At 35.7% G+C, this 21,602-nt stretch carries 17 protein-coding genes; 14 read left to right on the forward strand and 3 right to left on the reverse strand.

What is annotated here, in order from left to right; genetic code table 11:
- The first annotated feature begins 35 nt into the window (after positions 1 to 35).
- The 7 genes from lysS (at position 36) to QZR90_RS07720 (ending at position 5,866) form a co-directional block, all read left to right on the forward strand.
- The gene (gene lysS, locus QZR90_RS07690; RefSeq protein ID WP_295790488.1) at positions 36 to 1,505 is read left to right on the forward strand and encodes a lysine--tRNA ligase; all 1,470 of its coding nucleotides are present in this window, start codon (positions 36 to 38) and stop codon (positions 1,503 to 1,505) included.
- A 355-nt stretch (positions 1,506 to 1,860) separates the two neighbouring features.
- On the forward strand, positions 1,861 to 2,166 hold the full coding sequence (locus QZR90_RS07695; RefSeq protein ID WP_295790462.1) for an NAD(P)-dependent oxidoreductase: 306 nt from the start codon (positions 1,861 to 1,863) through the stop codon (positions 2,164 to 2,166).
- Position 2,167: 1 nt separating this feature from the next.
- Positions 2,168 to 2,491: an NAD(P)-dependent oxidoreductase gene (locus QZR90_RS07700; protein WP_295790463.1), complete on the forward strand. Its 324-nt coding sequence runs from the start codon at positions 2,168 to 2,170 to the stop codon at positions 2,489 to 2,491.
- Between the two features lie 176 nt (positions 2,492 to 2,667).
- Positions 2,668 to 3,081 (forward strand): DoxX family protein, encoded by a 414-nt coding sequence (locus tag QZR90_RS07705; RefSeq protein WP_295790465.1) that lies wholly within the window; start codon positions 2,668 to 2,670, stop codon positions 3,079 to 3,081.
- Positions 3,082 to 3,314: 233 nt separating this feature from the next.
- Entirely contained in the window at positions 3,315 to 3,929 is a 615-nt protein-coding gene (locus QZR90_RS07710) for a thiamine diphosphokinase (RefSeq protein ID WP_295790466.1), read from the forward strand.
- A gap of 25 nt (positions 3,930 to 3,954) precedes the next feature.
- Positions 3,955 to 5,139, forward strand: coding sequence for a sodium:proton antiporter (locus QZR90_RS07715; RefSeq protein WP_295790467.1), 1,185 nt, complete (start codon positions 3,955 to 3,957; stop codon positions 5,137 to 5,139).
- 166 nt (positions 5,140 to 5,305) lie between these two features.
- Complete coding sequence (locus QZR90_RS07720; RefSeq protein ID WP_295790470.1) at positions 5,306 to 5,866, forward strand: phosphatase PAP2 family protein; 561 nt, start codon at positions 5,306 to 5,308, stop codon at positions 5,864 to 5,866.
- Positions 5,867 to 6,115: 249 nt separating this feature from the next.
- Here QZR90_RS07720 and QZR90_RS07725 read toward each other — a convergent pair whose 3' ends face one another.
- The 3 genes from QZR90_RS07725 to QZR90_RS09410 are packed head-to-tail and all read right to left on the reverse strand — an operon-like array spanning position 6,116 to position 8,288.
- Positions 6,116 to 6,442, reverse strand: coding sequence for a DUF5960 family protein (locus QZR90_RS07725; RefSeq protein WP_295790472.1), 327 nt, complete (start codon positions 6,440 to 6,442; stop codon positions 6,116 to 6,118).
- Positions 6,432 to 6,845, reverse strand: a complete 414-nt coding sequence (locus tag QZR90_RS07730) for a hypothetical protein (RefSeq protein WP_295790473.1) — start codon at positions 6,843 to 6,845, stop codon at positions 6,432 to 6,434. The genes QZR90_RS07725 and QZR90_RS07730 overlap by 11 nt, the downstream gene beginning before the upstream one ends.
- Before the next feature lie 33 nt (positions 6,846 to 6,878).
- Positions 6,879 to 8,288, reverse strand: a complete 1,410-nt coding sequence (locus QZR90_RS09410) for a Y-family DNA polymerase (protein ID WP_366208662.1) — start codon at positions 8,286 to 8,288, stop codon at positions 6,879 to 6,881.
- 323 nt (positions 8,289 to 8,611) lie between these two features.
- On the opposite strand from QZR90_RS09410, the gene QZR90_RS07745 reads away from it, so the two are divergent.
- From QZR90_RS07745 to QZR90_RS07775, 7 genes are all read left to right on the forward strand, one after another.
- Positions 8,612 to 9,670 carry a hypothetical protein gene (locus QZR90_RS07745; RefSeq protein ID WP_295790476.1) on the forward strand — a complete coding sequence of 353 codons (1,059 nt, stop codon included), beginning with the start codon at positions 8,612 to 8,614 and terminating at the stop codon, positions 9,668 to 9,670.
- A 59-nt stretch (positions 9,671 to 9,729) separates the two neighbouring features.
- Positions 9,730 to 10,947: a hypothetical protein gene (locus QZR90_RS07750; protein WP_295790478.1), complete on the forward strand. Its 1,218-nt coding sequence runs from the start codon at positions 9,730 to 9,732 to the stop codon at positions 10,945 to 10,947.
- A 401-nt stretch (positions 10,948 to 11,348) separates the two neighbouring features.
- Entirely contained in the window at positions 11,349 to 13,289 is a 1,941-nt protein-coding gene (locus QZR90_RS07755; RefSeq protein ID WP_295790480.1) for a site-specific DNA-methyltransferase, read from the forward strand.
- 24 nt (positions 13,290 to 13,313) lie between these two features.
- Positions 13,314 to 15,257, forward strand: a complete 1,944-nt coding sequence (locus QZR90_RS07760; protein WP_295790481.1) for a site-specific DNA-methyltransferase — start codon at positions 13,314 to 13,316, stop codon at positions 15,255 to 15,257.
- A 41-nt stretch (positions 15,258 to 15,298) separates the two neighbouring features.
- Positions 15,299 to 17,299 (forward strand): site-specific DNA-methyltransferase, encoded by a 2,001-nt coding sequence (locus QZR90_RS07765; protein ID WP_295790483.1) that lies wholly within the window; start codon positions 15,299 to 15,301, stop codon positions 17,297 to 17,299.
- A gap of 12 nt (positions 17,300 to 17,311) precedes the next feature.
- Entirely contained in the window at positions 17,312 to 20,242 is a 2,931-nt protein-coding gene (locus QZR90_RS07770) for a type III restriction-modification system endonuclease (protein WP_295790485.1), read from the forward strand.
- Positions 20,243 to 20,312: 70 nt separating this feature from the next.
- Positions 20,313 to 21,152, forward strand: coding sequence for a MerR family transcriptional regulator (locus tag QZR90_RS07775; protein ID WP_295790486.1), 840 nt, complete (start codon positions 20,313 to 20,315; stop codon positions 21,150 to 21,152).
- Positions 21,153 to 21,602: the final 450 nt, after the last annotated feature.

A 21,602-nucleotide genomic window follows, 5' to 3' on the forward strand; every position in this document is an offset into this window, starting at 1 on the left:
TTTCCATCCTTAGGAGATATAGGAGATAGTAATTTATCGCCTACCTTGGGGCGCATGGAAAAGTACAACGCTTATATGAGCTAGATATATATCCTTATGGCGATAAGTTTAATTGGACTCATTATGCCAAGGATATAATGGCTAATTACGATAGTTTAAAAGACTCTAATGTGGCTGTAGCGGGTCGTATTATGGCTAAGCGTGACCATGGTAAAACTATATTTTTAACTTTGCGCGACACAACGGGCGATATTCAGATTTTTGCGCGCATTGATGAGGTGTCTGAGCTAGAGAACAGCTTGCTAGACTTATTAGATGTGGGCGATATTATCGGTGTAAATGGCACTGTATTTAAAACGGACAAAGGGGAAATTAGTGTTCGCACTACTCATGTGGAAATGCTCACTAAATCATTGCGCCCCTTGCCAGATAAGTGGCATGGCCTTAAAAATGCAGAGTTTAAATATCGTCATCGCTATGTGGATATTATTATGAATCCGCAAGTGCGTGAAGTGTTTAAAAAGCGTGCCCAAATTATTGCTACTATTCGCGAATGGCTATTGCAGCGCAATTTTATGGAAGTGGAAACGCCTATGATGCAAAATTTATATGGTGGTGCTGTAGCGCGGCCTTTTATTACGCATCATAATGCACATGACATGGATGTGTATTTGCGCATTTCTCCTGAATTATATTTAAAACGCCTTGTAGTAGGGGGCTTTGATAGGGTCTTTGAAATTAACCGCAATTTTCGCAATGAGGGCATCGACAAAAGTCACTATCCAGAATTTACTATGGTAGAAACGTATCAGGCCTATGCTGATTATAATGATATGATTCAGCAATTAGAGGATTTAGTAGGTCATTGTGCGAAGGTTATTACTGGCGGCACTAAGATTATGTATCAGGGCGTGCCGATTGAGTTCAATAAACCTTGGCAGCGTATGACCATGGTAGAGGCGATTAAAACCTATTCTGGTGAAGATTTTGATGAGGTGGAAACCTTAGATGATGCACGTGCTTTAGCAGATCGTTTACATGCAGAATACGCCGAGCATGATGGCATCGGCAAAATTATGAATGCTTGTTTTGAAACCGTAGCCGAGGGGAATTTGATTCAGCCAACGATTATTACAGGCCTTCCTATGGAAATTTCACCATTAGCTAAACAAAGTCGTGAAAAACCTTGGTTGACTGATCGTTTTGAAGCCTATATTTTTGGTCGCGAATTAGCTAATGGCTTTTCGGAACTCAATGATCCCTTTGATCAAAGACGGCGATTTGAACAACAAATGCGCGAGCGTGAGCTAGGCGATGAGGCAGCCCATCAAATGGACGAGGACTTTGTGAATGCCTTGGAATATGGTTTGCCCCCAACTGCAGGTTTGGGTATTGGCATTGACCGCTTAGTCATGTTCTTGACAGATAGTGCATCAATTCGCGATGTTATCTTCTTCCCATTGATGAAGCCTGAAGAGGGCCGTGAGCGAGATCTAGACGAATAAGTGTAATACATATGAGGCTTAATATGTATAAGCAAATGCTTATACATATCTAGACGTAAACGTGTATATGTAAATAGCTAAAAGTAAATATGTATAAAGAAATAGTCATTAATACATATATACAAACAGATATCTAAACATAACTATATGATAATTAAATATTTATTATAGGACGCTAGCTAAGCTAGCGTCTTTTTTTACAAAATTTAAAATGTAACTATTGACATTACATGTAGAAGTGTGTAAAATACAAAATGTAATTACTAGAGTTACAAGTTGAGGATCGATAGGGCGTGTATACATAGGTAACTAGATAAAAGATAAAACTTTGATATTGAATGATGGAGGAATTAAAATGAAAATTGCAGTAGTAAGTTCAAATGGTAAAGTAGGTAAATTAGTTGTAGCAGAGGCACTTAGCCGTGGTCACGAAGTAGTTGGCTTTGCACGCAGTGCCAACCAATCAGAGGCAAAGAATTTTGTGCAAAAAGATATTTTTGAATTGACTAAGGACGATGTAAAAGGCTTTGATGTAGTTGTTGATGCTTTTGGTACTTTTGCACCAGACACATTAGATCTTCATACAAAATCTTTGATGCACCTAGCAGATCTTGTATCTGGTAGTGAGACGCGTTTACTTGTAGTAGGTGGGGGCTGGTAGCTTGTATGTAAATAAAGAACATACTATGCAATTACTCAATACACCAGATTTTCCTGAAGCCTATTACCCATTGGCAAAAGCACAAGCAGATGAACTCGTAGCATTGCGCAAACGTGAGGATGTAAAATGGACTTTTGTGAGCCCCACTGCAGATTTTCAAGCTGATGGTGCTCGCACTGGAGAATATATCTTAAGTGGCGAAGAATTTACCCTCAATGATAAAGGGGAGAGCGTGGTAAGTTATGCTGACTATGCCATTGCTATGGTGGATGAAGCTGAGGCTGGTAAACATGTGCAAATGCGCATTAGTGTAGTTGGGAAATAATATATCTAAAAAAATAGATTTAGTTCTTGACGAATGAGAAGATTCTCGATATAATACAACATGTAATAAATGGGGTTACTAGTTATAAAGTATAGAGAACCTTAGTAAAAGTATGAAGTAAACTATTACAAATAAAACTACGCTGTTTGTAATAGAATTAGAAGGAGTGGTGTAGTATGAAACAATTATTATTTAATTTTAACTTTAAAGATTCTGGTTTATTGTTCTACCGTATTGTATTAGGCTTATCTATGATGGCGCATGGCTATTTTAAATTTGCTGGTGGCGAACAAATGCTATATGGTGTAGGTTCTATGTTAGGTCAATTTGGCATTACTGGAGGATATTTATTCCTTGGTACGATGGCAGCTAGTGCTGAACTCATTGGCGGTTTACTAATTATTCTTGGTTTATTTACGCGTCTTGGCACTTTGCTTGTAGCGGGCACATTATTGGTAGCGACTATGGTTGATTTAGGCCATGGATTCTTTAAATGGGACTATCCTTCACAAATGATGTTTGGTGCTATTATGCTCTTCTTAGTAGGGCCTGGTCGTTTTAGTTTTGATAATCGTTGGATTCAAAAATAAAGTAAATATAAACAAAAGAAACTGAATAAGATCCTTGCTGAGTCGCACTGTTAAAATGGTTGCATTTTAATAGTGCGATTTTTTTATAATGCGGCACAGGGCATTTATAATTTTACAAATGGGGCAAAACCTTTATACTATATAGATAGTAGCATGTATACTATATGTATGAATTAACCATGAGTTCATAAACAGAAAGTATAATTGAACATTGTTTGTAAAGGGGTTCTCGTATGGAAAAGATTTGTGCCATCATTTTAGGCGGTACTAAAGATTGTTTTGATTATATAGATGAGGCGGATTTTGTTATCGCCTGTGATAAAGGCTATGCATATGCCCAAGAGGCAGGGATTACACCGGATTTATTGGTGGGGGATTTTGACTCTTATGAAGGGGTTATTCCGGAGCATATAAAGGTGTTGCAATTGCCTGTTGAAAAAGATGATACGGATACTTTGGCAGCATTGCGTTATGTGATAAATGAAGGCTTTACACAGATTTATATGTATTGCGCCTTTGGCGGTCGCTTTGATCATTTGTGGGGCAATATACAAGCAGCCAGCTTTGCTGCCAGTGAAGGGGCTATAGTCACTTTGCATAGTACAGCACAGACTGTGTATATTTTTAAGAATCACACTGTAGTGCTACCTCCTAAAGCGAATCGTGCTTTATCAGTTTTGGCCCTTAGCGATCATTGTGAAGGGGTTACCATAGAGGGCACAAAATATGAAGTGGAACAAGCAAGTTTAACGAATATATTCCCTCTAGGCGTCAGTAATGAATGGCAGGGAACAGCTACTATTTCAGTGGAGCAAGGGCTCTTGATGGTAGTGGAATCGGTTAAATAATCAAGGGCTTGTTGGGAGGCATTGTATGTTACTTTCATTGACATATATTTTCTTAGGTGGTATGCTTTTTTCTTATACTGCCAATTTGTTACGCATACCGCGTATTATAGGAATGATTGTGGCAGGGATTTTATTAGGGCCTATGGGCTTTCAGCTCTTAAGCGATGAATTACTGAGCGTAAGTGGCGAGTTTCGCACCTTAGCTTTGCTAGTCATTTTACTCAAAGCTGGTTTATCGCTACGCATTACAGATATTAAAAGCTTAGGGCGCCCCGTAGTTGGTATGGCATTCTTGCCATCCGCTTTAGAGATTGTTACGCTAGCCAGTTTGAGTCATTGGCTCTTTCAGCTATCTTGGGTGGAAGGATTTCTCTTTGGTGCTGTTGTATGTGCCGTATCACCAGCCGTGGTGGTTTATCGCATGACTGAGCTAATCAAAGAAAAATATGGCGTTAAAAAAGGTGTGCCGCAGCTTCTGTTAGCAGGCTCTGCCTTAGATGATATTATTGTAGTTACCATATTTGGTGTATTGCTTGATTTTATCAATGGAAACATGACATTATGGCAAGTCGTAGAGGAATTTCCTATTGCCATAGCTATGGGACTGTTGCTAGGGGCTGTAGCCGGCTATATGGGTTGGCGTTTATTCACCATATGGAAGCCTACTAATATTATGAGCGCCGGTATTGTTTTAGTGGGGCTATCGGTAGGCCTCATGAATTTGGGGACCTATTTAGGTCATTGGGTGCCTACATCGGGGTTATTAGCCGTTATGGTGATGGCAACTTTGGTGCGAACCTTGAGTCAGGTAGATGTGGGTGAGCATATTTCAAAGAGTATTTCTGTTTTATGGGGACCTACAGAAATTTTGCTCTTCGTACTTGTTGGGGCTGCTATTAATATTCCGTATATTGCGATGGCAGGGGCTACATTAGTCTTGCTCTTAGCCTTAGGCTTAGGAGCACGCTCTCTCGGTGTACTGCTCAGCGTGAGTGGCTCGCAATTGAATAAAAAGGAACGTTTATATACGATTGTGTCCTACTGGCCTAAAGCCTCTGTACAGGCGGCCATTGGCGGTATTCCCCTTACTATGGGCTTAAGCAGCGGACATCTTATTTTAACTGCTGCTGTATTGGCCATTGTTATTACTACCCCAATAGGGGCGGTATTAATGGAGAAAAGTTATAAACGATTATTGGAAAAGAATTAAATAGTGCTAAGGCTTGAAGCTTTTTCAAAAGGTAAAAGTTTAAACGATGTAAAAGTTTTCAAGAGGTAAAAGGTTCTTAGAGTATAAAAGCTTTCAAAAAGTAAAAGTTTTTCAAGATGTAAAAATGTTAACATAATGTTTAGAGTTAAGAATGAGAGGTAGATTAATGGATTGGATTACACAAATGGACTTATCTATATTGCATATGATTGTTCAATATTTACATGCGCCTTGGTTAGATTTAGGTATGGCGTGGTTTACTAAATTAGGGAATAGCGGAGCTATATGGTTAGCCTTAGGTATTGGCTTGTCCCTTACTAAGGAATATAGAACAGTAGGTATGGCAATGCTTCTGGCATTGATTATGGGAATGGTAATTTGCCATTTTGCTATAAAACCAATGGTAGGTCGTTTGCGTCCATTCTTAGTAGATCCATCCTTTCATTTAGTGATTAAGCCACCAACGGGATATTCATTTCCGTCAGGACATACTTGGTCATCCTTTGCCGCTGTAGCCGTAGCTATGATGCATCGATTGAAAGGCCGTTATATTATTTTGTTGGCCGCTGTTGTTATGGCCTTCTCTAGATTGTATTTAACAGTGCATTATCCAACAGATATTTTAGGTGGCATTATTATAGGCCTATTCCTAGGATATATAAGTGTAAAATTAGTAGAATATTATTGGCTCAATGACCAGGACGTTGTGTCAGAGTCTATGAGTTAGTTTATGGAGATTATTTATAGAGATCGTTTATAGAGTTAGTTTATGGAGTTAGTATTAAGTCGCAAAGAAAGCTAAATTAAACTAAAATATTAGACTAAACTTGATTAAACTTGATTAAACTAAATTAAGATAAATTGAAGTAAATTAAGACAAATTAAACTGAATTAAGCCAAATTAAAGTAAATTAAAGGAGATGCTCCCTAGGAGGCATCTCCTTTTTTATGCTTGATTTCATTTCTTGTTTGAGGATTATGGTCTAGAGGGTATGGGCCAAGTATCATTAAAGGAATGTCCTACATAGATATACTGACGAATTAGCGGTGTTGATTTCACACTTTGTAAGGTAAAAAAGAAGTAATGGGCGCGATGGTCCTTAGCATTTTCTTTGTTCAATTTAAAATAATTTGATTGAGCTTCCGCCATGCTGTGTAAAATATCATCGGTAAGGAAGGTCAAGGGGATATGCAAGGCGGAATATTGATAAAAATCGGCTTCAAATTGTAGATAATTATCTGTAAAATAGGCAAATTGTAGTTCATTTTGTTGAAATGGCTTGGAATGCGAATTAGAACGCATCGTCATCACCTCCTTTGCATAATTTGATAATGTGATTGATTTCGATTCGTTCATAGGTAGATTTAGTCGCGGCTATAGATGATGAATCCGCTCCTTGGCTTGAATCAGTTAATTCAACTTCTAACAACATATACTCTAACGTAAGTTCTCGGATACGACCTTTTAGTATATATATCCCTTTTTTACTTTTTACATGATAGGTCATAGTAAGTTGCTGAATATAAATCTGGCTGAGCCATTTGAGGATTTCATCAGTGCTTGTTTCCTCAGCAAATTCAATAGTTACATCGTTTTCTTGGAGGGCTGAGACATGGTCAGAGATAAAAAAGCCCATCCACTTGGCCATGCCGCGGTCGCGATAGGTACGCGCCGAATGATAGGGCAGATAGAGACGTTTAAGCATATAGAGACTCCTAAGACTATGATTTTAGACGAATTATGTTAGGCCATCCAGGCCGCCTGCGGAGTGACCACCAATAAGACGACTCCTCTTAATCGCACGGGAATAGGAGAGCAAGGAGCTTCCTTTTTGAATGGAAACAAAGCCATATTGCTCGCGAATGCGATCAATAGCGCGTTGGAGTTGGTAAGTCTTTTCTACTGCTTCGGCATCTTCGAATAAGGAGGTAATGCGATATTCATCGCTACTTAGCTTAGAATAGCGCACCGCAATTTGACGGACGGCACCGCCTTTATAATGTTTGCGAAATAAGGTCTTCACATAAGTGACTAGCTCATCGGTTAGTTGTGAGGGCGGAATTTTCATTTGCGCCTGAATGGGCGATTGTAATACATTTTTAGAAAAGCCAATATAAATAGAAACACATTGCGCTAGTTGATGCGTTTTTCTAAGGCGTATGGCTACTTGCTCGGCCATTTCCGCGAGGAGTAGCTCGATTTCATGTTGCGCCTCATAATTGCGCGGTAAAATCTGCGAATTGCCAATGCCTTTTGACTGCGGCCGATAGGGCGCATGTACATTGCTCTCATCTACGCCATGCGCATGAAACCAAAGCTGAACGCCTATAATGCCCATCTCGCGCTGTAAGATATCAGGATTGCTATGGGCTAACTCCTTAATTGAGTAAATGTGAAGACGATTTAAATGGTCTGCTGTGCGACGGCCAATGCCCCAAAAGTCAGTGAGTTTAGGCAGAGCCCACAATTTTGTTGGCACATCTTCATATGACCAGTTGGCGCGCATGGTCTCCGTAGTCTTTGCTTCATTGTCGAGGGCCAGTTTAGCTAAGAGAGGATTGGCATTGGACATGCCTACAGTAGAATAAATCCCTGTAGTTTGCCAAATATCATGCTGAATTTTAGCAGACAGAATATCGAGTTTTTCCTTGCGGCTCATTTGCGGTTTAGGGAGAAAATAATTTAGTGATTGAGTCAAATCGATGAAGCCCTCATCAATGGAATAGGGGCAAATATCTTCAGGCGCTGCGTATTTGTGAAAAATGCGTTGCACTTCAAGATTTTTTAAAATATATACACTCATGCGTGGAGGTACAAAGAGAGTGCGCTTGGCCCAGTCTTCAATGTATTTTACATATTGCGGCGTTAAGGGTAATTTTTGCTGTAAGGCGCGCTTGTAATTGAATTTGCGCGTAGTTACATCAAATGGCAGATCATAGGCACGGCTTACATTTTGCCGTCCAAAAACCTTTTTAAAGGTGGGCGAGGAGGCCAAAATGAGACCGCTAGCATTATCGGCACGACTCATGACACAGAGAGACGTGGTCAGGGGATGAAGACCGCGCTCAATACATTCTACACTGGCGTAGAAGGACTTCATGTCGATAAACGCAATATCTGATTTGGGCTCTAGGTCATAATTAATCATGGTACATTCCTCAATTGGCTAGGGCTTAGACGGCGAGTAAAACTAAAGATAAATATAAATATGAAAATAGATAAAAAATAAATAAAAAATAAATAGAAAATAAACATGAATATATTCTAATAAATAAAAAATATTTCAAAATAAATCGAACAAATAAACGGAATAACTTTGTAATAAAATAATATTACAAACAAATGTTTGTGTCAATAGGTGTGAGACGATGAAAAATGCAAACTATTTTGTATGATTAGTATGTATTTTACAGAGACATAACTTAAAGGTATAATGAAATAAAACATGCACATTAGGCAGGAGGTTTAGGGATGGGACAGAAGCGAAACACGATGCTTGCTATAGTGGCTATTCTCATCGTAGTTATTATTGGTGGTGCTGCTGGTGGTTATTGGTACTATAAGCGGACGCCGACGTATTCGTTGAAATTGTTGGGGCAATCGATTAAGGAGCATGATTGGCATAGTTTTGATGCTCATGTCGATGTGGAGCAAGTATCAGAGGATATTGTGACTATGGTAGCCATGATAGGCTATTCAGATAGATTTACATACCTTGATCACATCGATAAGCACAGAATTTATCTTAGTCCAGGGTTTAGAGAAACGTCTAAGAATGTGGAGCTAGCAATAGAAGATACACTTCGCAATAAGAAAATTCCTTCCGATGACACTAGCACTCCTTTTGAAGAGGCCCTTGTAGGGCGGATATATAAAGCCTTTGATTTTGTAGAAGTGCTCGATGTAAGTAGACATGGCGACGAGGCAATAGCGCAAATTTTGTTAAAGCAAAATAAATTAAATTTAAATGTTATCGTCATGCTTGAAATGGTTCAGTTAGAGAATGGTACCTGGGAAGTTATGTCTATTTCTAATGCGGAGAAAATCGGGGAAGAGTTTTATGAGGCAGCGCAGGAGAAATTGGCTGATATGAATAAACCGACCCAAGAGGCCATTGATGAGGCTGTAAAAATTGGCGATGTAAAGGCTACCTTGCGCCGTATGGGACAAACTGCATATGCTCCTATTTATCCGTATTTACAAGTGAATATACCGGTGACTATTGGCGAACAATCTATCAGCACGATTGATGGGGATATTATGTTTGAAGGACTTGGACCAAACAAGAACGAAGTCTTGCGTGTGCCAGCGGTGCTTCAAAATACGAATATTGCTATGACCAATAGTACACGGACATATTATTATTCTGATCGATTAAGCGAATCCTCTGATGAGTATGAAAAGCTTAAGGAAGCGAATATGAATAATTTTAATGATGTTAAGGTGTCATTTAAAATTAGGCGCGTCGTGTTTGGTGACGGTACTGAATTAGAAGTAGCAACAAAATTAAGTGAGGCCGATATTTTTTAATTGTTAGTGTGTAGTTGTGTGTATGAACTATGTTTGTAATGATGTGAGAGTTGTAATGTGTGAGTAATGATGTGTTAGTACGAGGTGAAATGATGAACGAACAAACTAATGTAAATGGTGCAGGAGCTCCTATGAATCAAGGTGGACCAGTCAATCCTAATGGGGCGCCTATGAATCCTAATGTCGGTCCTATGGCCCCTAATGAAGGGCCAATACAGCCTAATGGAGGGATGGGGCAGCCAGGTCCAATGATGCCACCACCTCAAGGGAATAATAAGAAAACAGGCTTAATTATAGCTATTATTGCTATTGTTGTGCTTATTGTGGGTGCCGTTGGCGGATATTTATATTATAAGCAAACGCCTACATATTCTTTGAAACAAGTTGGGGCAGCGATTGAGAAGCATGATTGGGATGCGTTTGAAAAATACGTTGATGTGGATCAAGTCGCAGATGATATGTATATGGGAGTTATTAGAGGGACTTTACGCTATCAATTTGAAGATGGTAATAGCAAAGCGGTAGATGCTTTATTTAGAGAACATAAAGATGAGATTAAAGCTGATACAGCCAATGTAAGCAAGAATATAGAGAATCTTGTGCGTGGCAAGAAAACAGAAGCAGATAAAAAGGGTAAACAGGACAGCTTTAATTTTAATACGAACTTCTTTGAAAATTTCAAATATAAAGAAATAAAATCTATTGAAAAGTCTGGCAAACATGCAGAAGCGACTGTTGTGTATAATTTAGAAAGCTTTGGCAAGGAAGTAGAAGTTGTTTTTGAAATGAGCAAAATGGCCGATGGTTATTGGACGATTGACTCTATTGCCAATGTAGAAGAGGTATGGAATACATATTATGATGCGTATCAAGCGAAATTAGATGAAGTGAATGCGCCAATTAAAGCGGAAATTAATAAATATGTATCCATGGATAGATTGAGACTATTTTTAAACCGGACGGCAATGTATCCATACTTGTACTATAGTGCCCAAATTACGACTATGGAAAAGCCAGTAAAAGATATTGAAATAGCGGTGACGATTAAAGGTGTGGGCGAATATAAACGTATCATTGAAAAGACTGTAGTATTCCATAGCAATATTCAAAAAACTGGTGATAATGGCCCTTGGGGCAATTCCTATCGACTAAATAGCAGCGATGAAGATGATCGCTTATTATACTTTGACTTTAAAGACAATACACCAATGGACTTTGAAATTAGAAAAATTACCTTCTTTGATGGAAGTAGCATTGAGTTGAAGGATACGCTGTAGACTTGAAAACTTGAAAGTTATATAGGGTAAAAATAAAACGCTTAGTATGTGAATACTAGGCGTTTTGTTGTAGCGGGAGGAGGTATGAAGATGAAAAGTAAGTAGGATATTAAAACTAATAAGTTAGACAATATTATTAACAATACCTCTAAAAATATAACCGAAGACAGTATTGATGAATGGCTACTCGAAGAAGCTTTGCAACGATTAGAGAATTTTGATGAGAGTAAATTAGTTAGTCAATAAGAAGTGGATGAAATATTTGGATTTACACAGGATGATATTGAGGGGGATGTGGAGTGACAGAGTATCCAATAGTATCTATGATTAATTGTTTTATTAATGATATAATTATATGTTAAAATAAGAACAAATAACGTGTTGAATAGTGGGGCAAAACAATGATTAAAGATAATATTTTGTACAATAAGGGTGTAAGACCTAATACAGCATTTTCTGAAGAATTGAGGAAACTTTTACCAGCGTTTTATGTAGGCTATGAAGAAGATGAAAATGGCAATGTGATTAATAAAGGATATTTTGATACTCAAAAATTTCTAGATGCTCTTAGAGAACAAAATGTAGATGAAATAAAAAATGGTTATCATTTAGATTTTGTAGGCAAGAATTACGCTAAGCGGCAGGCTGGCGAACAATCACTTACAGTGATTACTCCTGACAAAAATCATAATGAAGTAATAGAGAATAAAAAAAGTAAAAACTTATTATTTTCAGGTGATAATCTTGACGTATTACGTCATTTGCAAAATAACTATGAGAACAGTATCGATATTATATATATTGATCCGCCTTATAATACAGGCAGTGATGGATTTATATATCCTGATGAGTTTGAATATACTGATGTCCAATTACAAACTATGTTTAATCTAACTGAGGGTGAGTTAGCACGGTTAAAATCGATTCAGGGAAAAGCAACTCATAGTGCATGGTTAACATTTATGTATCCACGATTGTACTTAGCTAAGAAACTACTTAAAGATACCGGAGTTATTTTTGTATCTATTGATGACCATGAAGATGGTAATTTGCGCCTACTAATGGATGAAATATTTGGTGAAGATGGATTTTTGTCGCAAATTATATGGGAGCGAGCATATTCACCGGTAAATCTGAAGAAACATTTTTCGACTAGTCATGATTATATCCTCTGTTATGCTAAAAATATTAATTTAGCAGTATGTAATGGATTACCAAGAAGTGAAGAGGCTAATGATAGATATAGTAATCCTGATAATGATTCTAGAGGTGTGTGGCAATCAAGTGATCTTTCCGTTGGCCCTGCGAATGAAGCTAATATTTATGAAATTATTACACCCAGTGGAAGAGTCGTCTTACCACCGAGTGGCTATTCATGGCGGTTAGATGAAAAAACATTTGAAAAATATGTAGTGGATAACAGAATTTGGTTTGGTAAAGATGGAAATGGCGTGCCACGTATAAAGCGTTTTTTAAGCGAGGTTAAGGAAGGTATTACGCCGATGACTATCTGGAAACATAGTGAAGTTGGTCATTCTCAAGATGCTACAAAGTATTTGAAAGATTTGTTTGATGGAAAAGCATATTTTGATTATCCGAAACCAGTGCCGTTAATAAAGCGTTGTTTAGAGTTATATGGCGATTCTAATTCTGTTATAATGGACTTTTTTGCTGGTTCGGGAACAACGGCTGAAGCTGTGATGCAGTTAAATACAGAAGACAAAGGAAATCGCCAATATATTTTGGTACAATTTCCAGAAAAAATAAAAGAAAGTTCTGTAGCCTATAAAGATGGCTATCAGACTATTGATGAAATTACACAAGCTCGCTTAGATAAGACTAAATCGAAAATTATCGATGGGGGGGGGGCAACCGCAGTTGGCTGCCTAGATTTGGGCTATCAACATTATTATGTAATGCCGCTTAAAGATAATTTAATTGAAAAGATTGAATTTGAGTCTGCTGGAGATAAACTATTTGGCGATGATATGGTAACTCCTTTTTCTAGTAAGGCTTTGGGCATAAAGGGCGATGCTACAGGATGGGATACAATTTTAAGAACCTATTTAGTTAAAGATGGATATAAGTTTGATGTAGAGATAGAGTATAAGAATTTCGGTAGTGTTAAAGTGCCTTATGTAAATAAACAAAGGTTATATCTTTTGACGGAAGAATGGAATACCTTAGAAACAAAAGCTTTAGTTAATCAATTAGGTTGTAATAAAATTGCTGTTCAATCTATCGTGATATATGGTCATACATTAGCAGGGGAGACATTTAGAGAGTTAGAGGTAGCATTAAAACAGTTAGATTGTTCTATAAATCTTATTACTCGTTATTAACAAGAATTAAAAAAGGATTATTTTATGTTACGAGATGCAATTGAAAAAAATAAAAAGATTGAATCTAATACAGCTTTTTTAGAAGAATTAAGAAAGAAACTTCCAGCTTTTTTTAAGCCAGAGAAGATTGATGAACATGGAACTATTATTGAAGAAGCAAGCTTTGATTTAACTAAATTTCAAAATGAATTGCAAAGAAATAATATTCATGAATTTATAGACGGATATCAGCTTGATTTTATAGGTAAAAATTATGCTAAAAAGCAGGCTGGAGAGGCGTCTGTTACAGTTATTTGTCCTGATATGACTCATAACAATAAAAAGGAAAATCAGCATAGTAAAAATTTATTTTTTACAGGGGATAATCTTGAAGTATTGCGTCACTTACAAAATAACTATGAAAATAGTGTAGATGTTATATATATAGATCCTCCTTATAATACGGGGAGTGATGGTTTTATATATCCAGATACATTTGAGTATACTGATGAAAAGTTACAAGCCATGTTTGATTTGAATGAGAGTGAATTAGCACGATTAAAGTCAATTCAAGGTAAAGCGACGCATAGTGCATGGTTAACATTTATGTATCCTCGATTGTATTTAGCTAAAAAACTACTTAAAGATACAGGTGTTATTTTTGTTTCAATTGATGACCATGAAGATGGGAATTTACGACTATTAATGGATGAAATCTTTGGTGAAGATGGATTTTTGACTCAAATTATATGGGAGCGTGCATATGCTCCAGTAAATTTGAAGAAGCATTTTTCTACCAGTCATGATTACATCCTTTGTTATGCTAAAAATATTAATTTAGCAGTATGTAATGGTCTTCCAAGAAGTGAAGCTGCTAATGATAGATATAGTAATCCCGATAATGATCCGAGAGGTGTATGGAAGGCGGACAATTTATCTGTGGGGCCTGCAATTGAGTCTAATATTTATGAGATTGTTACACCAAGTGGAAGAAGAGTTATGCCGCCAAGTGGATATTCATGGAGATTGAATAAAGAAACATATAAAGAATATGTAAGCGACAATAGAATTTGGTTTGGTGTGCATGGTGGAAATGTTCCAGCACTAAAACGATTTCTAACAGAGGTTAAGCAAGGCATTACACCTATGACTGTTTGGAAGTATACTGATGTGGGGCATTCGCAAGATGCTACAAAGTATTTGAAAGATTTATTTGACGGAAAGGCATATTTTGATTACCCAAAACCAGTAGAGTTAATAAAACGTTGCTTGCAGTTATATGGAAATTCAAATTCTGTTATAATGGATTTCTTTGCTGGTTCTGGTACAACAGCTGAAGCTGTGATGCAGTTAAATGCAGAAGATGAAGGGAATCGCCAATATATTTTAGTTCAGTTGCCAGAAAAAACTAAAGTTGACTCTGCAGCTTATAAAGATGGATATAAAACGATTGATGAAATTACACAAGCCCGCTTAGATAAGAGTAAATCGAAAATTATTGATAGGTCGGAGGGGGCCGCGGTTGGTTGCGTAGACTTGAATTATCAACACTATTATGTTGTGCCGCCTAGGACTCAAATATTAGAGTCTTTAGAGCTTGATGAAATTAGCGAAAAGTTGTTTGGTGATGAAAATCTTGTAACACCTTTTTCTAGTTCTGAGTTAGGTGTTAAAGGGGAAGCAACTGGTTGGGATACAATATTATGGACTAATCTAGTTAAAGATGGATATTCTTTTGATACAAAAATTGAATATAAAGAATTTAATATGGTTAAAGTTCCTTATATTAATAAGCAAAGATTATATTTATTTACAGAAGATTGGGGAACAGAAGAAACTAAATCTTTAATTAATCAATTAGGATGTAATAACATTGTTGTTCAGTCTATTGTAGTGTATGGACATACATTGGCAGGAGAAGCATACAGAGAATTAGAAACTGCTTTGAAGCAATTAGACCTGTCTGTTAATTTGATAACGAGATATTAATACTGTATGGTATAAAAGGTTGACTTATGATACGAGATAATATGGAAAAAAATAAAGAGGTTAAATCGAATACAGCATTTTTAAAAGAGCTAAAAGAAAAATTACCTCAATTTTTCACAGCAGACAAATTAGATGAAGAAGGAAATATAGTAGAAGCAGGAACATTTGATTTAGAAAAATTGAAAAATGCTTTAAAAGAAAACAATATTAATGAGTTAACTAGCGGCTACCAACTTGATTTTATTGGTAAAAATTATGCAAGAAAGCAAGCCGGGGAATATTCGACGACAGTGATTGTTCCTGATAATGTACATAATCAGAAAGCGGAGAATAAAGATAGTAAAAATTTATTTTTTACTGGTGATAATTTAGAAGTACTTCGGCATTTACAAAATAACTATGAAAATAGTATAGACTGTATATATATAGATCCACCGTATAATACAGGATCAGATGGCTTTGTTTATCCGGATAAATTTGAATATAGTGATGAACAGTTACAAGCAATGTTCAATTTGAATGAGAATGAATTAGCTAGATTAAAATCAATTCAAGGAAAAGCAACTCATAGTGCTTGGCTTACCTTTATGTATCCGAGATTATATTTAGCTAAAAAGCTACTCAAAGATACGGGGGTAATATTTGTTTCTATTGATGATAATGAGCAAGCAAATCTTAAATTATTGATGGATGAGATATTAGGAGAATCAAATTTTGTTGCTAAGTTTGATTGGCGTAAAAAAACGGGTGCTAATGATGCAAAAGATATAGCTGTAATTACGGAATCGATATATTTATATACTAAAAATTATGAAATAGCTTTTACTAATAAAATTTGGGGGAGAAATGAAGCAGCTATAAAAACATCAAGGTATAATCAAGTTGATGAGTTTACAGAAACCCGGGGCAAATTTTATTATGATACATTAGATCGAGGAGGATTAAATTATTCTGACTCTATGAATTATCCTATAGAGGCTCCAGATGGTGGTATTATTTATCCAAATGGAAGATCAGAGTTTGAAAATGATGGTTGGATTTGGAAGTGGGGAAAAGAAAAGGTCAATTGGGGACTAAAAAATAAATTTTTAGAATTTGTTGAGTCGAATAAGAGTAAAGGGTCTAAATATACTATTAAATATAAAGTTTATCAAAATGTTGATAATGATGGAAATATACGAGAACGTAGAGGGCAAGCATACTCTAATTTAATTCTAGACCCTATTAATCAAAGTGGAAGTCAAGATATTTTTTCTTTATTTAAGATTAGTGGATTATTTTCTAATCCTAAACCTGTTAAGTTGATTAAGTATTTACTAAATATTATAGATAGAAAAGATTTGGTAGTTTTAGATTTTTTTGCAGGTTCTGCTTCAACTGCAGATGCAGTATTGCAATTAAATGATAAAGACAATGGTGATAGACAATTTATTTTAGTACAAATACCAGAATTAACCAGGATTGACTCCATTGCATATAAAGAAGGATATAAGTCAATTGATAAAATTGCTTATGAGCGAATTAAGAAAAGCATATCGAAAATAATCGATTCGGGGGGGGGTACCACCAACAATGTCGATATGGACTTAGGGTTTAAGCATTATCGAGTGGTATCAGTAAATCAAAATGTTCTCGATAAAATAGAATTTAATGAAGCAGAGTCAAGCTTGTTTGCTACTGATTTTGTAACGCCATTTTCTAGTGAAAAGTTAGGTGTTGAGGGGAATGCAACTGGTCTTGATACGATTTTATGGACATATCTAGTAAGGGATGGCTATAAATTTGATGTAGAAGTAAAATGGATAGATATATCTGATATAAAAATTCCATATGTAAATAATCAAAGGATATACATTTTAACGAATAGTGATGCGTGGAAATCAGAACATACAAAAGAATTAGTAAATTTAATTGGAACTAATCAGATAGCAGTACAAACAATCGTAGTTTATGGACATTCTTTTACATTAGAAAGTCAAACAGAGTTACAAGTAGCATTAAAGCAACTTGATAATAAAATAAATTTGGATATTAGATATTAAAAGGGGCTTGTTATGAGAATATTGTTAGAAGAGTTGGATCATCAAAAACAAGCATTAAAAGCAATAATAGATAATTTTGTAGGCTTGGAAGAAAATCAGAGTAAATCAAATTCATTAATGTATAGTAATCCATTAATAAAAAAGTCTAGAGAATTAGAAGCTAATATTGACATAAAAATGGAAACGGGCACAGGAAAAACTTATGTAGGTGTTCGTGCTATGTACGAATTACACAAACAGTATGGCTTGTTTAAATTTATTGTTGTGGTGCCTAGTCCTGCAATTAAAGAAGGCTGGAAAAATTTTATTCAAGCTGATTATGCTAAGCAGCATTTTAGTCAGTATTATGAAAATACTAGAATTAATTTATCAGTCATTAACTCTGGTGACTTTAATAGTAAGAAGGGCTATATGCCTGCTCATTTAGTTGATTTTTTAGAAGGCTCAAAATTAAATAGTAATACAATACATGTACTTCTTATTAATGATAAAATGCTTTTATCAAAAAATATAAAAGGTGTTAGTACGAGCGGAAAAAATAAAGGTCAAGGCTTGTTTAATCAAACGGTATTGTCTGGATATGACAAGCCTATAGAAGCTTTGCAGGCAATAAAACCAGTTGTAATAATTGATGAACCACATCGTTTTTCAAGTGGGAATGAAAATTATAAAGCTATATTAGGATTAAATCCGCAAATGATTATTCGGTTTGGTGCGACGTTTCCTGAAAAAACTGAAGGTAAAGGACGTAATAAAATAGTTACAAAAGATTATTATAGAGCTATGCCGCAATATGATTTGAATGCAATTTGCTCTTTTAATCAGGGATTGGTAAAAGGGATTGATATTTATTATCCTAAAGTTACAGAAGAGGCTGCTAAGCATAAATATATTGTTGACTCTTGTTCAGCCAAAAAATTAGTTCTTAAGTTTAGCAATACTTTATTTGAATATGGAGTAGGTGATGAATTACCTTTTGATGGGAATGTTACATATGAAGGTGCAAAATTATTATCGACTGGTCTAGAGATAGAAAAGGGAATGGCTTTTATACCAGCGACAATGAGTAGCTCGTATCAAGAGTTGATTTTAAGAGATGCAATAGAGAAGCATTTTATTGCAGAAATTAAGAATTTTATGCGAGATAATACCACTAAGCCTAAGGTAAAAACATTGTCATTGATTTTTATTGACTCTATAAAATCATATCGTGATGAAGATGGTTGGTTAAAAACTATCTTTGAAAAACTATTAACTGAGAAAGTGGAAACGCTTATAGCGGAATATTCAAAAAAGACATCTGTTCGTGAACAAGAATATTTAAGCTTTTTAAGAGCTACATTAGCACAATTAAAAGAAAATGTTCATGCAGGATATTTTAGCGAAGATCGTGGTAGTGGTGATGAAGCGATTCAAGCTGAAGTAGATGATATTTTACGTAATAAAGAGAAGCTTTTATCCTTTAAGGATGAAAAGGGAAATTGGGAAACACGTCGTTTCCTATTCTCTAAATGGACATTACGTGAAGGCTGGGATAACCCTAATGTATTTGTGATTGCCAAATTAAGGACATCTGGCAGTGAAAATTCTAAAATACAAGAAGTTGGTCGTGGCTTAAGACTTCCTGTTGATGAAAATGGTCATCGTTTATTACAAACTGAATTAGATAGTCGATTAAGTTTCCTAATTGGCTATGATGAAAAGGATTTTGTACAGAAATTAATATCTCAAGTTAATAGTGATGTTAATGTACAACTTAATGAAATTACATTAACAGAAGACTTGATTAATCATATATTATCTGTAGATACGTCATTAACGAAGGATAGTTTGTTAGAAAAATTGGATGATGCTAATATTATTAATCGAAGTAATGATTTTAAAGAAGGTGGCTTTGATAAATTAGTTTCAATGTTTCCAGCTGTTTTTAAAGACTCTAGAGTTGGGAAAGAACATATTACGGACGGTGGTTTAAAAACAAAGGATAGGGTTAAATTAAGAAAGTCTAACTGGAATCAGATGCGAGATTTATGGCAAGCGTTTTCTAATCGATATATGATTAAGTTTGATCGTTTGAATGAAACAGAATTAAAAGAATTAATTGACGCTTGCATGAATAATGATGATAATTTTACTTTGAAAAAGGTAGAATTCAATAAGGAGAGCGTTGTTTATACAAAAAAAGAACAGAAAATGGGGGTCCAAGAATCTAATTACTCTTTAGAATATGGACAAACAATTTTGCCAGGAATGGTGTATGGTGAATTTGTTATAAAATTGGCTCGATTAACGAGATTAAAACCAGTACAGATTCATAGAAGTTTATATAGTACCATTAAAAATAAGTATAAGAGTGATACTCGATACTTAAATGAAGATACATTAAACAATTTGAGTCGAGACTTTAAATCTAAATTTGAAGAAAAATATGAACAATATTATCATTATGAAAAATTAGATTTTCAAGCTAATACGTCTATTTATGATACATCTAAGCAAGATTTTAAAGAAGATATTCTCGCTACAGCATTGGGGGTATATGAAGATGATAGTGTTGGTGAAAACAGCAGATATTTATATGAAACACCACCAATTAGATATGACTCTTCAGATCCAGAACAAATTTTGTTGAAGAGGGATTATGAGTCTAATGTAATTACTTTTGGTAAATTGCCTAAACGTGCTATTCAAGTTCCTAAATATATGGGGGGAACAACAACACCAGATTTTATATATGTGGTAGAAAATGCAAATAAACAAAAGGTATATTTACTTGTTGAAACAAAGGCCGAAGGTAGTGGAAAGCGAGAGTCTGATGCTCAGATTTTAAAAATTCAACGTAAATTTTTTGAGAAGTTAAAAAATCAAGGAATTGAATATAAAGAAGCAACTTCGGCGCAAGAAGTATATTCACTTTTAAATAAAATTGCATCAAGTAAATAGTGAAAAAAACTAAAATTTGACGTAAGAGTTAAATTGTATTAGTAGTTTATAATTTTATGGAGGTCCCCCAATGCGCGAAGATTTAATCAGCATCAGCGAGATGGCGAAGCTTCATAGTTTAACGCGTCCCACATTGCTTTATTATGATTCGATTGGCCTGTTTTCGCCCATTGTGGTGGACGAGTCCAATGGCTATCGCTATTATGGTCGGCATCAGATTCCGGTGCTCCGCGAGATTTGCTTCTTAAAGTCTCTCGGCGTTAGTTTGAAGGAAATTGAGGCCCATTTAAATGGGCGCGATTTGTATTCAGAGGTGGTGCTTCTTCAGGAGCAAGCCGCTAAGCTAGCTAAGGAGAAAGAGCAATTAGAGCGCAAGCAATTGGCTTTGCAGCAGCGCCTATATTTGTATCGTGAAGCTGTAGTCGCTACGAATCACCCCCAAGAAGAGCCTTTTTTACGTCATTATCAAGAGCGTCAAATTATCTTTTGGCCTTGGGGCAATGGCACGGATGAGGTAGATTGCGATGATATTCACTTTGCGTCCATGGAATTGTGGCGTGAATTGTATGAGCATGAATTTTTGCCTGCTTATAGTTATGGTATGCTGTTCAAGAAGGACAGTGTTTTAGCTGGCGACCCTTTGCATGGTGGTGGCAGCTATATTCGCATTCCACCGGAGAGCGGTCATTTTGATGCGGAGGAGATTATTCTTCCTGAGGGCAATTATATTTGTATGTATAAAACGGGGCGCCCTAATGATATGACGCAACTTGAAGAGCTTTTACAGTGGATTCAAGACCATGGTTATACTGTATGTGGTGATGTGGTAGATGCATGTTTCTTAGATACCACTTTTGATGATGTGGAGCATGATGTATTATTTTCTATGCTCCAGGTGCCGATTGAATAAAATAAAGGTAAAACTTGTTCGCACTTTTATGTCTCTTATAGTTTCTTTGATTTTTTATAGAATTAGTTTCGTAGAAATATTTTCTATAGAAACTTCATCTAAATTTAATCTAAAATGCCTTGACTGTAAAGTAACTTTATAGTTTAGAATAACATCGTACTAAGAAATACAACAGCAGAAATTAAGTTGTATAGTACGGGTAGTTATTTGAGACAAAGGAGTGTTGATTCATGGTAGCATTTTTGATTTTAATTCAACAAGCACTTGAAGGTTTAGTTAAAGGTTTATAATAGGCATTCCTATTGACTCAATATGATGTTTGATTATAAATACAAACATACCTAACGAATCTTTGCAAAAGCATAACAACAAACAGAAAACCAAAAACAAACAAAAACACACACAAACATAAAAAAGGCATGATCTGATATATCAGATCATGCCTTTTTT

The sequence above is a fragment of the uncultured Veillonella sp. genome (assembly GCF_900545795.1).
Taxonomy (GTDB): Bacteria; Bacillota; Negativicutes; order Veillonellales; family Veillonellaceae; genus Veillonella_A.